General features: G+C 35.4%; 9 protein-coding genes. 6 read left to right on the top strand and 3 right to left on the bottom strand.

The genetic code is table 11. The features are described 5' to 3' along the window. Window positions 1-695: 695 nt before the first annotated feature. The 4 genes from BC008_RS32335 to BC008_RS47800 all read left to right on the top strand — a co-directional run bounded on the left by BC008_RS32335 (window position 696) and on the right by BC008_RS47800 (window position 8,085). Window positions 696-1,316 (top strand): hypothetical protein, encoded by a 621-nt coding sequence (locus BC008_RS32335; RefSeq protein ID WP_027847065.1) that lies wholly within the window; start codon window positions 696-698, stop codon window positions 1,314-1,316. A gap of 344 nt (window positions 1,317-1,660) precedes the next feature. Further along, on the top strand, window positions 1,661-3,352 hold the full coding sequence (locus tag BC008_RS32330) for a GH3 auxin-responsive promoter family protein (RefSeq protein ID WP_321170098.1): 1,692 nt from the start codon (window positions 1,661-1,663) through the stop codon (window positions 3,350-3,352). A 662-nt stretch (window positions 3,353-4,014) separates the two neighbouring features. Then, entirely contained in the window at window positions 4,015-5,409 is a 1,395-nt protein-coding gene (locus BC008_RS32325) for a GAF domain-containing sensor histidine kinase (RefSeq protein WP_058184211.1), read from the top strand. A 393-nt stretch (window positions 5,410-5,802) separates the two neighbouring features. Beyond that, entirely contained in the window at window positions 5,803-8,085 is a 2,283-nt protein-coding gene (locus tag BC008_RS47800; protein WP_082650683.1) for a caspase, EACC1-associated type, read from the top strand. Between the two features lie 52 nt (window positions 8,086-8,137). Here BC008_RS47800 and rsmH read toward each other — a convergent pair whose 3' ends face one another. Then, window positions 8,138-9,007 carry a 16S rRNA (cytosine(1402)-N(4))-methyltransferase RsmH gene (gene rsmH / locus BC008_RS32315; protein ID WP_027844926.1) on the bottom strand — a complete coding sequence of 290 codons (870 nt, stop codon included), beginning with the start codon at window positions 9,005-9,007 and terminating at the stop codon, window positions 8,138-8,140. A 310-nt stretch (window positions 9,008-9,317) separates the two neighbouring features. On the opposite strand from rsmH, the gene BC008_RS32310 reads away from it, so the two are divergent. Further along, window positions 9,318-10,502: an NAD(P)H-quinone oxidoreductase subunit H gene (locus BC008_RS32310; protein WP_027844927.1), complete on the top strand. Its 1,185-nt coding sequence runs from the start codon at window positions 9,318-9,320 to the stop codon at window positions 10,500-10,502. 450 nt (window positions 10,503-10,952) lie between these two features. After that, complete coding sequence (locus tag BC008_RS32305) at window positions 10,953-11,483, top strand: GAF domain-containing protein (RefSeq protein ID WP_027844928.1); 531 nt, start codon at window positions 10,953-10,955, stop codon at window positions 11,481-11,483. An 83-nt stretch (window positions 11,484-11,566) separates the two neighbouring features. Here BC008_RS32305 and BC008_RS32300 read toward each other — a convergent pair whose 3' ends face one another. Both BC008_RS32300 and BC008_RS32295 read right to left on the bottom strand, forming a co-directional pair. Next, a complete protein-coding gene (locus BC008_RS32300; RefSeq protein WP_063800840.1) occupies window positions 11,567-12,556 on the bottom strand; it encodes a sulfite exporter TauE/SafE family protein in 990 nt (329 codons plus the stop codon). Window positions 12,557-12,761: 205 nt separating this feature from the next. Beyond that, complete coding sequence (locus BC008_RS32295; protein ID WP_027844930.1) at window positions 12,762-13,733, bottom strand: acetamidase/formamidase family protein; 972 nt, start codon at window positions 13,731-13,733, stop codon at window positions 12,762-12,764. Between the last annotated feature and the right edge of the window lie 16 nt (window positions 13,734-13,749).

Raw genomic sequence — 13,749 nt, 5'->3', positions numbered from 1 at the left:
AACAACTCGAGAATTTTGGAACACTGCGAGAAGCCATGGAGCATGTCTTGACTTTAGCGTCCTAGCTAACCTGGCGGTTGCTATAACTTGCCGAATTCGCACCACAGACAATGAGATTGTGTCCCAAAACTTTATGATCTCGCAATGACAATTCCTGGTTTGCAAGCCTTACATTTTTTGCTCTAACTTGTGCTACATTAGGGATAAGTCATATTTCAGATTAACGCGACACATAGAACTCTTGCTTCCATGTATCGCATTGGTTCTAACAGGAAAAGCATATTTATAGGTAATACGCCTGATGTAATTCTTGTAGGGTCATTTCATCTTAGTGGCTATTAATGTCTTTGTTTTTAAAGACAGACAATAAAAAAACCCCCGTTGCCGTCAAATTCAACGAGGGTGTTTAATACAGGAATAAAATAAGTGTATCACAATAAAACTATTTTGTGATGCATGTTTTAGCATTTTTTACAAAAATGTAGTCAAACAAAAAAGCTAAAGTGTAGAAATGCTTGAAGCTTTTTCCCGATATTAAAAACCACCTAGTCTTCATTGAAAAACAGTGAATAGATTGGGTGGTTTTTGTCATTTGGAAATTTATTTAAATGTGGGGTTTTGGGTTAAATCAAATTACTGCAAGTTGTCAGATTAACCATTAGTGGATAATTGAGATACTTTCTATTCAAAATTCTATGACACTCCTGAGTACAATACTCTCATTCTTCCCAGCTTTGGTAATGTTTGCAGCGCTTGCTTCTTTCCTGTGGCTTTGTTTTTCTCCAGGAATCTTTAGTATTATTGCTCTTATACTTTCTGTTTACGGATTTCCCCTACTAACATATAAAATACACAATTATTTCTATCCCCTAAAAGAAGGAATCAGCTATTTACAAGGTACAGAATATTCACCTTGGTGGGGGAGTCATCAAATTCAAAATATATACATTACCTTTCCAGCTTTGGAAGCAGCATTACGTTTAATTCCTGGTGCTTTCTCTTTATGGTTGCGTCTGTGGGGTTCAAAGGTAGGTGAAGGTATTTACTGGACGCCAAAAATAGAAATTGCAGATCGAGGATTACTCGAAATTGGCGATCGCGTTGTTTTTGGTCATGGTTGCGGAATTTTATCCCATGCAATTAAACCAAAAAAGCAAAATTTATTACTATATGTCAAAAAAGTCAAAATTGGTAATTATGCTTTTATTGGTGCAGGTTCTTACTTGGGTCCTGGAGTTGTAATTGAAGATGAAGAATTTGTACCCGTGAATAGCCATGTATATCCGAATAAACAATTTAATACTGAACTAATATAAAGTTCAACATTCCACCTAGCAGTTATTTTCATTAGTTTTGTTAGCGGATCCGTAAGGTAGCGCAGCTAGAGGCTCAGCCGACGCCGCAGGCTCTAGCGTGACGTTAGCCATTGGCTTTGTTTTACCACAAAACTCGGTAGAGACGTTGCATGCAACGTCTCTACAACCCATCATAATCGATGAAAAGAACTAAATTCCCAGGCTAATAGGAAAAGTCTGATGAATCAGACTGAATAAGGTTTACAGTGGGTTTTAAGCTACTTACTATTTGAGCCTTGTTCGCTAGAGCAGCAACACTTTAGTGTTGAAATTTATTTCAAGGTGGTCTTTTGGACTAAATAAAATTGCTGCAAGTTACCCATTACCCATTACCAATTACCCATTACCAATTACCCATTACCAATTACCCATTACCAATTACCAATTACCAACTAATGCAAATCCTAATTAAATTATTTAGCAAACTTATTTACCCCATTAACCACAAATTTGTTAAAGCATTATCAAACCCAAAATTTGCACAACAAAAAGTAAAACAAGATATAGTTAAAAATCTAATTAAAAGTGAGTATGGTAAATCTTTAAATATAAATTCAATTGATGATTGGGAACGTATTCCAATTGTGGAATATGACGACATTAAAGAATGGATTATCAAACAACAGCAAACTCAAAAGTATTTACTGACAAACGAACCTGTAATCTTCTATGAGAAAACATCTGGAAGTCGCGGTGCTGCAAAATTTATTCCCTACACTAAATCTCTGCGTCGTTCCTTTAACCAAATGTTTTGTATTTGGGCTTACGATCTAATTATAAATGGACCTCGATTTTCTACAGGTAAGATATATTTTTGTATTTCGCCTAATCTTACAACTAAAACTAATTCATCAGGAGAAAATAGAGCGAAAATTGGTTTAGAAGATGATTCAGAATATTTAGATAACTGGTTGCGCTGGTTATTGAGTCCTTTTTTGGTTAGTGTACCAGGAATAAAAAATATCCAAAGTGCGGATGAATTTAAACATAAACTTGCACTTGCATTATTAGCAACAGAAAATTTAGAAATTATTTCAGTCTGGAGTCCAACTTTTCTCAAAGTTATTCTTGACTACATTCAAACTCATCGTCAGCAACTATGCGCAGATTTAAAAAATAAGATATCACCCCAAAGACATTCCATACTACTTTCACAAAAAACAGATAACAAACCAGAACAAATTCCTTGGAACTTACTTTGGAAACAATTAAAGTTAATTTCTTGCTGGGATAGCGTTAACGCTGCTGATGGTGCAGAATTTCTACGCTCCTTATTCCCCGGAGTCTTAGTACAAGGAAAAGGACTCCTCGCAACGGAAGCACCAATGACAATTCCTTTAATTCCAGCTAGGGGATATGTCCCAGTGTTAAATGAAGTATTTTTCGAGTTTGAAGATGAAAACAATCATATTTTTCAACTCCACCAATTAAAACAGGGAAACACTTACGAAATAATTATTTCCCAAAAAGGAGGACTCTATCGTTATCGTATTGGCGATCGCATCCGCGTGACCCATTTTTATCAATCTACACCCTGCTTAGAATTTCTCGGACGAACTCAAGAAATTAGCGATCTAGTGGGGGAAAAGTTAAATTCTCAGTTTGTACGTGAAACTTTAGAGAGTTTACCCTTGGAAAGCGCAAGCTTTAAAAGCTTAGTTCCGGTCAAAGAACCACAAGAACATTACATCTTATTGTTAGACAAATTGGAGATAGATGCCAATATTATAGATTCCAATACTATAACTACAAGCTCCGCAGCTGAAATCGCACAAAAGCTAGATACAGCTTTACAGAAATCACCCCAATATCGTCACGCAAGACTTCTTGGTCAACTGCAACCAGTAAGATTGATTGTATCCTCACAAATACCAGAAATTATTGCACAGTTCAAAACTCAATCTGGAACAAAATGGGGTGATTTAAAACATGAAATTCTTGTAACTACACCAATAGCATCAAAAGTCTTAGAGCATTTAATGGATTTTCATGGATGATTGAGAATTTCTATCGTTTGTAACCCGAAGGTATCTTAACCAAATTTTACGCTCAAAAATATGAATTCTGGTCACATTGTGCTATTACCCGATTACCAACTTTTAATACTTGTTAGAGAACAAAGTTTAAAAAAAATTTATACTTATCAACAAATTAGAATTTGTTCTTTATGATGGGAACAACTCAGCTTTATTAATTTTCCTAGGAAGGCAAAACAGTAATTTTAGTTACTATGATTACTGTAGTCAATACGGAAAAAATAATAAGCACCTTGGGATAACCATTGCAAGCTGATAAACTAAGGTAATTATAAATTATTTCATTCGTACACTTTGAACAGAAAAATCTTGTCCCTGTCTTATTTTTAACACCTGTACCTGGCAAAAAAGATACAATACTTACTTGGTTAGATTTCTGATTTTATCTATCAATGTTGATTTTATTGTTATTTTGTCTGTAGGTTAATTGGAAAGTTATCCAAACCATTTCAACAAATCTTCCCAAAAAACGATTGAGAAGGTTTGTGAACAAATTTCTATTGAAAATTCTTAAAATGTCGCTTAAAAAAGCGTAAGTTCCAAACTCATGAATTTTTATTGGTGGTATTTGAGAATATCACCAACAAATAACAATGATTCTTAGCAAATAACAGTAAGGTATTGTGAGGGCAAAATCAATATCCCAACAGCAACTTTACAAACCGGAAAAACTCCAAAGGTTAACCAATCTTTTTAACGAGCGATTAACTGACTCAACCGGTTTATTTAGGCTAATGGTAAGTGAAATTGGCAAAGTTATTGACGGTGCTCAATTTTGTTTTATTTGTTTGTATAGTGCTCAAGCAGATAGTTTGGATTGGACTGCAAGTTTTGGTATTAGTTTGGAACAGTTCCAACTTTTTCAGCAAATCAATGATGAAACATGTTTGTTGAAAAAAGTGTTCGTAACTGGGATTCCTTTGATACTTCAGGCTGATGATAATAAAGATGGAGTAATTGTAGCAGATTCAGGTCAAATTGCGACAAATAATTATAAGGAGCTAAATTATTTATCTTCTGGGGATATACCTCCTCGTAATGTTTATGCTTTGACAATAGATTCAGCCCAAACAGGACCTTTGGGGGTACTGGGTGTTGGTAGCAGAGAAAAATCTATTATTTTAGATCGCAAACAGCAAAACTTGCTTGCAGGGATTAGTGAAGTGGTAGCGATCGCAATTAATAATGCTAGAACTATCGAATCTCTAGTTAAACGAGAAAGCAGTTTAGCCCAAGAAAATGAGTTATTAAAAAAGCGAAATCAAAATTTAGAAAAAAGCAGACATCATATCCAGTTGCAGAATCTTGAGCTTTTAGAAGTTACCCAGCAAAAATATCAATTTTTGGCGACAACATCCCATGAATTGCTGACTCCTTTAAATGTAATATTAGGTTTAGCACAAGTTTTATTACGCCAACGCAGCTATAGTTTATCAAAACAACAGCTAGAAATGGTGCAAAGGATTTTGAATAATGGCAATCATCTACTGACAGTAATTGATGATATGCTTTGCTTCGCTAAAGTAGAAACTGGTAATTTATCTTTTCATCTTGAAGAGCTTAACTTGACGAATTTGATTGTTACCCTTGTTTCAGAACATCGTCCTTTAGCGGAACGAAAAAATTTAAACTTAAATTTTCAAATCGAACTCATAAATCCCATCGTATTCAATGACAAAATTCGCTTAAAACAACTTCTAGTCAAACTTTTATTGAACGCAATTAAATTTACTGAAGCTGGTAGCATTAGAATTAAAGCTTGGGAGATTAACCAAGAAAAGATTGCGATCGCAATTGAAGATACAGGTATCGGTATTTCTGAAACCGATTTAAAGTATATTTTTGAACTATTTCGCCAAGTAGATCAAACAACTACCCGCAAATATGGTGGTACGGGTTTGGGTCTAGCTATTAGCAAATCCTTGGTGGATATCATGCAAGGTAAGATTTACGTTCGGAGCGAACCAGGTGAAGGCTCTAGTTTTTGCGTTGAGTTACCTAGAAAAATTGAGCATTGAGCGCCCAAATTGCGAATTAAGTTAAGTGAACAAAAAAATAAACTGTTAAATCAAAGCAAAACATCTATCTCCATACAATCACTATTTTTTCAGAGCCAGTAGGTCGGATCGAGTATTGGTGGAAAAAATTATTCTATAGTCAAAAAATAACACAAGAGCATCAGTGTATGCTATTATAAGCAGTTTAATAGCTGCATAAATATGAAGTTAGTGAATCTAATAGCTGTCATCATGGCAGTTCCAAACACACCTTAGCAAGACTGCTTGGGTAACAAAACTATCAAGATAAAAGTTAAAGTTCCCCACGGGAAAAGAATTAGAAATTGAAGCAAATATAAGAAAAAAACTTGCATTAGTAGTGCAAGCAACACAAGATTTTTTAGATGTATAGATATGGTCACAAACAGCAATCCTAAGAAAGTAGCATTACTGATTGGGATAAGTGAATATGAGTCTGGATTTACCCCTCTTCCTGGAGCGATAAAAGATGTGAAAGCAATGCAGCGAGTTTTACAGGATTCAAAGATAGGTGGGTTTAATGAAGTCAAAATCCTTGCAAATCCTGATGCTCAATCTATGAGGGAGGAAATAGAAACTTTTTTTTCCGGTCTTAATAAGGAAGATTTGCTGCTGTTGTATTTTTCTGGACATGGAATCAAAGATGATCGTGGTAGATTATATTTCTCAACCAGAATCACTCGTAAAAATCCAAATAATCAACTAATCAAATCAACTGCTGTTGCTGCAAGTTTTGTTCACGATCAGATAAATAACAGTCGTTCTAAGCGACAGGTAATAATCCTTGATTGTTGTTTTAGTGGAGCATTTGACCTTTCATTAGTAACAAAAGACGATGGATATGTAGATTTAGAGGGTCAACTAGGTGCTGAAGGTCGAGTTGTTCTTGCATCTTCAAGTTCGACTCAATATTCCTTTGAGCAGCAAGGAGGAGATATTTCAGTCTACACACATTACTTGGTAGAAGGAATAGAAACTGGGGCTAGCGATCTAGATCGAGATGGTAAAATTACTGCACGCGAACTCCATCAATATACTTGCAACAAAATTGAAGAGAATGCTTTGAGTATGAAGCCAAAAATCATTGTATTGAAGGATAAAGGCTTTGATATTTTTATTGCTCAAACAAGTAATTTGACAACAGAAGAACAACATAAAGAAGTTCAAAACATGAACTTAACAGAAGTTAGCTTAGGAATAGCAAAACCATCAGGAGATTTGTATAGTCTAGAATCAAAAACATTTCAGTTGCATAACTTTCTGGAACCATATGAAGAATTAATCAGAAAACTAATCCGGCAACTTATAGATTTAAGAAGCAGTAATGCTAATAATTTTAATGGGGATTCAGAACATCAGATCTTAAATATAATTAGACAAACCTCCGAAGCAGACTTTGTTTTTATTCTAGGTATTGACAATCAAGATAAATGGTATTTAAAATCCCATAGCAATCTTGCCAATCATATAGGAGATGATTTCTATTACAATACTTTAAATTCAGATATTTTACCTAATATTTCGCGATTATCAATCTTTAATCCTGCCTATCACGGTATCTACAGATTGCATGAAGATAAAAATGGAATTGTCAAAGCATTTGTGATGGTGCCTTTGAAAGTTTTACCACAGGCAGAGGTAATAGTAGTTTGTGGTGTACCTCAAAATTCTTATCTTTTAGGAGATATATACGGAAGAATTTTATCAAGTTTTTATCATGCTTGCCAAAAATTATCATTTAATTATTTACTAGTCGAAGCAGCTATAATTGATGATTTAAAGAGAGATTTTGGATTTGTCGCAGCCCGTTTATATAATCGGAGATTCCAATTATTCTGCGATCGTCTTCAAGAAATGATTGTTCATTTTGAGCCAATTCTTAATCTAGACCCTAACAAACTATTTATCAGTAGTTGGGAGGCTTTAGCTAGGAATCCTGAAACTTTAACAGCTCCCATTGACCTATTTCAGGCTGCTGAAATGTGGGGAGCAAGGTTTACTATTGAACTAGATAGTTATTTTTTAAAGACTGCCGTTCTAAGTTATCGAGATGCGAGAAAAAAAGCAAGAGAAAATAGAGCGAAAGATATAGCACCATTATCAGTGAACGTATACCCAGAATCCTTAATTAGCAGTTCCTATTTCAAAACAGTTCGTCAGATTATCAAAGACAATTTTATCACCGCTAGCGACCTAATTTTGGAAATATCGGAAAAAACACAATTACCACAGTACAGTAATGGAATTAGTTTGAAAGACCCCTTAGCTTTTTTTAAGAAAAAATTACTAACATATGTCAGACAGTTAAAAATTAAGTTTGCAATCGATGATTTTGGTGTTGGTTATTCTTCAATATCTCGTTTTGCTGGATTGAAACCATCTCATTTAAAGATTGATAGAAATATTTTATATCATGATAAGAGCGACCTTCTTATCCGTTCTATTCTTGAATTAGTAACGGGAAATGATTTAAATCCACCTAGTGTAATTATTGAAGGCGTAGATGAAATGACACCAATTAGCTTATATCGTCTGAAAGAAATTGGCGTTAACTCAATTCAAGGATATATTGTTGCTAAACCCAGACCAGAAATTTATCGTTTAAGTCAAGATAAATATGAGAAATTGAGAAAAAAGATTTTAGAAGACATGAATTAGGAATATTGTACTACATAGCAACTGCAGAACTAAAATTTCTAATTTATACTAACTAATTATCCTTAATTCTTTCAGCAATTCTCAATTTAGCCGAACGTGAACGGGAATTCATTTTAATTTCCTCTTCTGATGCAAGAATTGGTTTTTTGGTCAAAACCTTGAGAAGTGGTGAATCCCGAAAACGATGTTTGACTATACGGTCTTCCAAGCTGTGAAAACTAATAATTGCGATTCTCCCACCGGGAACTAGAGAATGTGGCGCTTTTTCAATAAAAGTTTCTAAAGACTTCAATTCCTCATTAACTGCAATTCGCAGAGCTTGGAAAACCCGAGTAGCTGGATGAATTCTTCCGTGACGATATTTTGCATTAACCCCAGAAGCTATTGCTTGAGCTAATTGGGTGGTAGTTTGAAATGGACGTTGTTCGACTATCCTCCTCGCAAGACGTCGCGATAATCTTTCTTCACCGTATTCAAAGAAAATATTAGCTAGGGTTTTCTCATCCCAATGGTTGATTATTTCCGCTGCTGTTAGAGATTGACGTCGATCCATCCGCATATCTAAATCACCTTCATAACGAAAGCTAAAACCCCGCTCTGGCGAATCTAAATGATAAGAACTCACCCCAAGATCGGCGATAATACCATTGAACTTGGCTATGGGGAACTGATAATTGGCAAAATTGCTAGAAATAAACGTTATCCTTTGAGCGTATTCTACTAAAACTTTTTTGGCTGCTGCCAGAGCATCTTCATCTTGGTCAATCGCAGTTACTCTTACATCTGGTGCTGCTTCTAAAATTAAACAACTATGACCACCACCACCCACAGTTGCATCTAAATAATGTCCTCCTTGACAGATCTCTAAACCGCTAATTACTTCTCGACTTAAAACCGAAATGTGAGAAAATTCATTGGTCATTGGTCAATTGTCACTTGTGATTGTTTGTTGTTTATTGTTTACTCATCGGTGTTCGGGACTTACTGGTCGCTGCTCATCTAAAAAATGATAAAGGACAAATGACAAAGACAATTAAAAAGTTATGCATCAATATAATTAGAGTTAGTCAATCAAACTTAAACCCCTAAATTCTGCAGAACTCATCTGTTGAATTTGGTGATTATGTAACAAAAATATCAACATTACTTTGTTACTAAAAATCCGAGCTTAAAGCAAATTAAGACCTAGGGGTGAGTGAAAAACCGTTCATTTAGGGGAGAGAACTCTTTTAATGGCAAGAATTGAAACCAGAACAGAACCGATGGTGCTGAATATGGGACCGCACCATCCCTCAATGCACGGGGTTCTAAGACTGATTGTCACCCTCGATGGCGAGGATGTAGTTGATTGCGAACCGGTGCTGGGCTATTTGCACCGGGGAATGGAAAAAATTGCTGAAAGTCGGACAAATGTCCAGTATGTTCCCTATGTAAGTCGTTGGGACTACGCAGCAGGGATGTTTAATGAAGCTGTGACCGTAAACGCTCCAGAAAAGTTAGCAAATGTTTCTGTTCCTAAGCGTGCTAGCTACATCCGCGTCATCATGCTGGAATTAAACCGGATTGCGAACCACTTGCTGTGGTTTGGACCATTCCTGGCTGATGTTGGCGCTCAAACCCCTTTCTTCTATCAATTCCGCGAACGGGAAATGATTTATGACCTGTGGGAAGCTGCTACAGGTTATCGCATGGTAAATAACAACTACTTCCGCATTGGCGGTGTCGCTGCTGATTTACCATATGGTTGGATCGACAAATGTATAGATTTTTGCGATTATTTCCTACCTAAGGTAGATGAATATGAAAAATTAGTCACTAATAATCCTATTTTCCGTCGTCGGATCGAAGGTATAGGTGTTATTACCCGTGAAGAAGCTATTAACTGGGGACTCTCAGGTCCAATGCTACGGGCTTCTGGGGTGAAATGGGATTTACGCAAAGTAGATCATTACGAATGTTACGACGACTTCGATTGGGATGTACAGTGGGAAACAACCGGTGACTGCTTAGCCCGTTATATGGTACGGATGCGTGAGATGCGCGAATCCGTTAAGATTCTCCGTCAAGCAATAAAAGGTCTTCCTGGTGGTCCTTACGAAAACCTGGAAGCAAAACGGATGATGGAAGGCAAAAAGTCTGAATGGAATGGTCCAGACTATCAGTACATCAGTAAAAAAGTCGCACCTACCTTCAAGATTCCCAACGGCGAAATATACTCTCGCGTGGAAAGTGGTAAAGGTGAAGTCGGAATTTATTTGGTAGGTGATAATAATGTCTTCCCTTGGCGCTGGAAGATTCGTGCAGCAGATTTCAACAATCTCCAGATTTTGCCCCATTTACTAAAAGGTGTAAAAGTGGCGGATATCGTTGTGATCCTCGGTAGTATTGATGTAATTATGGGTTCAGTAGACCGATAAATTAATGGCTGAGTGGAGTTAAATCCACTCAGTTATTCATGACGATACTAAAATAGTGAACTCACAAAATTTATATTATTGGAATGTATTTATTCGAATTTATTAGTGATTATTCATTATCATCAAATCATAACTTAAAATTAATTTTTACCAAAACTAGTACCTACCAACACTAATACTTACTAACGCTAATACTTACGCAAATAATAATTCATAAAAAAACTGTAAAAAATACAACTACTGAGGACATATATTGGTATTTTTATAACAGTTAAAATTCATGAACTTGATATTTATTTGTAATTGAGAGTTGTTTGTAAGTCTAGAACTAACAATTCACTGTTCATCTCAAACAATTTTTTAGGGGTGAATTACTTGTGTCACAATCTAAACGTTCACAGTGTAAACGTAGCATTAACATAACTCATCAAACTTTACCTACCTAATACGATGGAAAATCTTAATCAACCCGAACGCAATAGGTATATAGATGTAGGTTTAGAAAAGGTTCTTAATCAAGTCAACCAAAGAATAGAAAGAGATGAGTTAATTATCAAAACAATCAAAAATCTTCGAGAATTACTCCAAGTTGATAGAGTCGTTTTATACTACTTTTATAGTCAATGGCACGGTCAGGTAATTTTTGAGTCTTTAAGTAAAGATGAGTATTCAATCCTTGGTTCCACAGGTCCAGATGAATGCTTCAATAATGAATATGCTGCGATGTATTTGCAAGGTAGAGTGCGAGCAATAAATGATATTGAAACTGAATCCATTCATGAATGTCATCGTGAATTTCTTCAGAGTTTAAAAGTTCGTGCAAACTTAGTAGTACCTGTTTTAACTGTCAAAAAATGTTTGTGGGGATTATTGGTTGCTCATCATTGTCAAGCAGTTCATTGTTGGTCGTCTTCAGATATTCAAGGGATGAAGAGGGGAGCAGAAGTTTTAGCTACATCTCCTTATGTTTCAGGAAATTGATTAATTAGGTGTTTAACTAATTGATGTCTAACTTATTATATATTCGAGCAATTAGATTTTTAATAAATTAGATAATCAGTTAATTAGATAAAATTATCTTTAATTTGTTGATATTTATAAACTTCTAATGCTTGCCAAAACATATAAATTGAAAGAGATACTAACAATATCCTGAAATAAAGACTAATAACTTTGTCGGAAAATTTTGGTAAAAACCTAGTACTAATCTGGGCTCCAAGTAGTCCACCAAAACCAAGAATTAAACCCTGCACAAATAAAATATTACCACTGATCCCATGACCGATGCTAGCAGAAATTGCCGTAATAACAATGACGCCCAAACTATTTTGAATTGCGACTTTGATAGTTTCTTCTAGCAAAAGCATTTGTAGGGGTACCATAATTACCCCACCACCAATTCCAAATAATCCTGCGAGGGTACCAGCTAAACCTCCTGTGATAAATCTTGCAGCTGTGGAATTGATTTTTAATTTTACACTTTTTCGCTTTCTTCGTTCTGAGCTTGCAGTTTCTGAACTTATAGCTTTTGAATTTATAGCTTTTGAACTAATAGCTTCCGAACTAATAGCTTCTATTTGTGTTATTTCTGAATGTGAATTTTTTGGATATATTATTTGCGACTGTGTAACTTTAACTTCTTGTTTTATATTTTCATTATTTGCTTTTTTCAGACTTTTGCGCAGTTGCACTAAATAAATATTAGCGAGCAACAATAAGCCAAAGCAAATTAACAAAACAAATTCTGGAATAATGTTTGCCAAAAATACTCCTAATTGAGCAGTAAATAGCGCCGGTAATCCTAGATAAAGTACTTGTTTGAATGAAATAAAACCCATGCGCCAATTCTGAATGCTACCAGAGGTTGCTGTAATTACAATTGCAAGACTGCTAGTCGCAACGGCTTCAATAGTAGTAAATCCTAATGCTTTTTGTAGTGGAACCAAGACTGTACCACCACCAATTCCCAGAAAACCAGCTAAGATACCTGATAATAATCCACCACCAAGCAAGATTAACCAGCTTTTCAATAACAATAAACTAATTACGTTCATTGGTACTTATAAATTCACACACTATAAATTTAAAAACTATCAACTCATAAACTATAAATTCAAAATTATAAATCTACAAACTATAAGTTCAAAAACAATCAACTCAGAAATAATCAACTCAGGAACAATCAACTCAGAAACAATCAACTCAGAAACTATAAATTCATAAACTATCAATCCATGTCAATTGAGGATCTAGTATGATTTAGGTTAAATCAAGAAAATTCCCAGGCATCATTGATTTTGCTAACATCCCATGTACCCCTTTGTTGGGACTATTAACAACCTGAGTGATATGAAAATTAACAGCTATGCTGCACAAAACATAAGCATCTTCAGGGGATAGATTAGTAAAACATGTGAGAAATTCGATTGTATTTTGCAAAGCTAATTTGAATGCTTCGTCTAGAGTTTCACCAAAACCCATTGTGATGATATGTTCTGCGGTTTCAGCGAGTGGTGTTGTTAAATGGAAATCTTTATGAAGCTTAAGCTCAATAGTACCTTTCATAGAAGTTTCAATTGCGGTAACATTTACTTCCCCGTCACCTTGTGCTGAATGTCCGTCACCAATAGAAAATAGTCCACCTTCGACAAACACAGGTAGAAATATTCGCGAACCCGCTTGTAGATGTCGGTTGTCAATGTTTCCGCCATAATTACCAGGAGGAATGGAATTGCGATCGCTTTGGGGAGTCGCGACACCAAGGATACCGAAAAATGGCTTTAAAGGAATTTTAATTCCACTATTTTGGGGAAATTCAGCAATCTTATTATCTAAGTCTAGGGGAATGAACCTTAAATTTGGTTGTCCGAATTGTTGTGGTAAAGCACCACATCCTTTGCGAATTGCATTAAAACCAATCGGTAAACTTGGCTCAATTGCTTCTAGCTTTACTTCTAAAACATCACCTGGTTGTGCATCTTGAATATAAATTGGTCCAGTCAGTAAGTGGGGACCTCCTGCAACTTTGCGTTCCGGAGTTAAATTTTTACAGATTTCTGTAAACTCTGGCGTAATAAAATCAGCAGGAGCTTTATCATGAATATAGTAGCCAGTGTAAGTTTCCACATCAATCTTATCGCCTGATTCTACTGTCAAAGCTGGCTTTAAAAGATGAGAAAAACCACCTAGATGTACTGTTTCTTTAGTTGCTTTGAGGCTATGATGATTCATAGAGGCTTGATGACTA

Origin of the sequence: Mastigocoleus testarum BC008 (genome assembly GCF_001456025.1) — a bacterium.
Classification (GTDB): Bacteria; Cyanobacteriota; Cyanobacteriia; order Cyanobacteriales; family Nostocaceae; genus Mastigocoleus; species Mastigocoleus testarum.
The sequence above is the reverse complement of the archived record's forward strand: the minus strand, read 5'-3'. Positions and strand labels throughout refer to the sequence as shown.

Bases quoted from the DNA above. Each gene is read 5' to 3' on its own strand.
- BC008_RS32335 (WP_027847065.1), top strand. From the start codon at position 696: ATGACACTCCTGAGTACAATACTCTCATTCTTCCCAGCTTTGGTAATG.
- BC008_RS47800 (WP_082650683.1), top strand. From the start codon at position 5,803: ATGGTCACAAACAGCAATCCTAAGAAAGTAGCATTACTGATTGGGATA.
- rsmH (WP_027844926.1), bottom strand. From the start codon at position 9,007: ATGACCAATGAATTTTCTCACATTTCGGTTTTAAGTCGAGAAGTAATT.
- BC008_RS32310 (WP_027844927.1), top strand. From the start codon at position 9,318: ATGGCAAGAATTGAAACCAGAACAGAACCGATGGTGCTGAATATGGGA.
- BC008_RS32305 (WP_027844928.1), top strand. From the start codon at position 10,953: ATGGAAAATCTTAATCAACCCGAACGCAATAGGTATATAGATGTAGGT.
- BC008_RS32300 (WP_063800840.1), bottom strand. From the start codon at position 12,556: ATGAACGTAATTAGTTTATTGTTATTGAAAAGCTGGTTAATCTTGCTT.
- BC008_RS32295 (WP_027844930.1), bottom strand. From the start codon at position 13,733: ATGAATCATCATAGCCTCAAAGCAACTAAAGAAACAGTACATCTAGGT.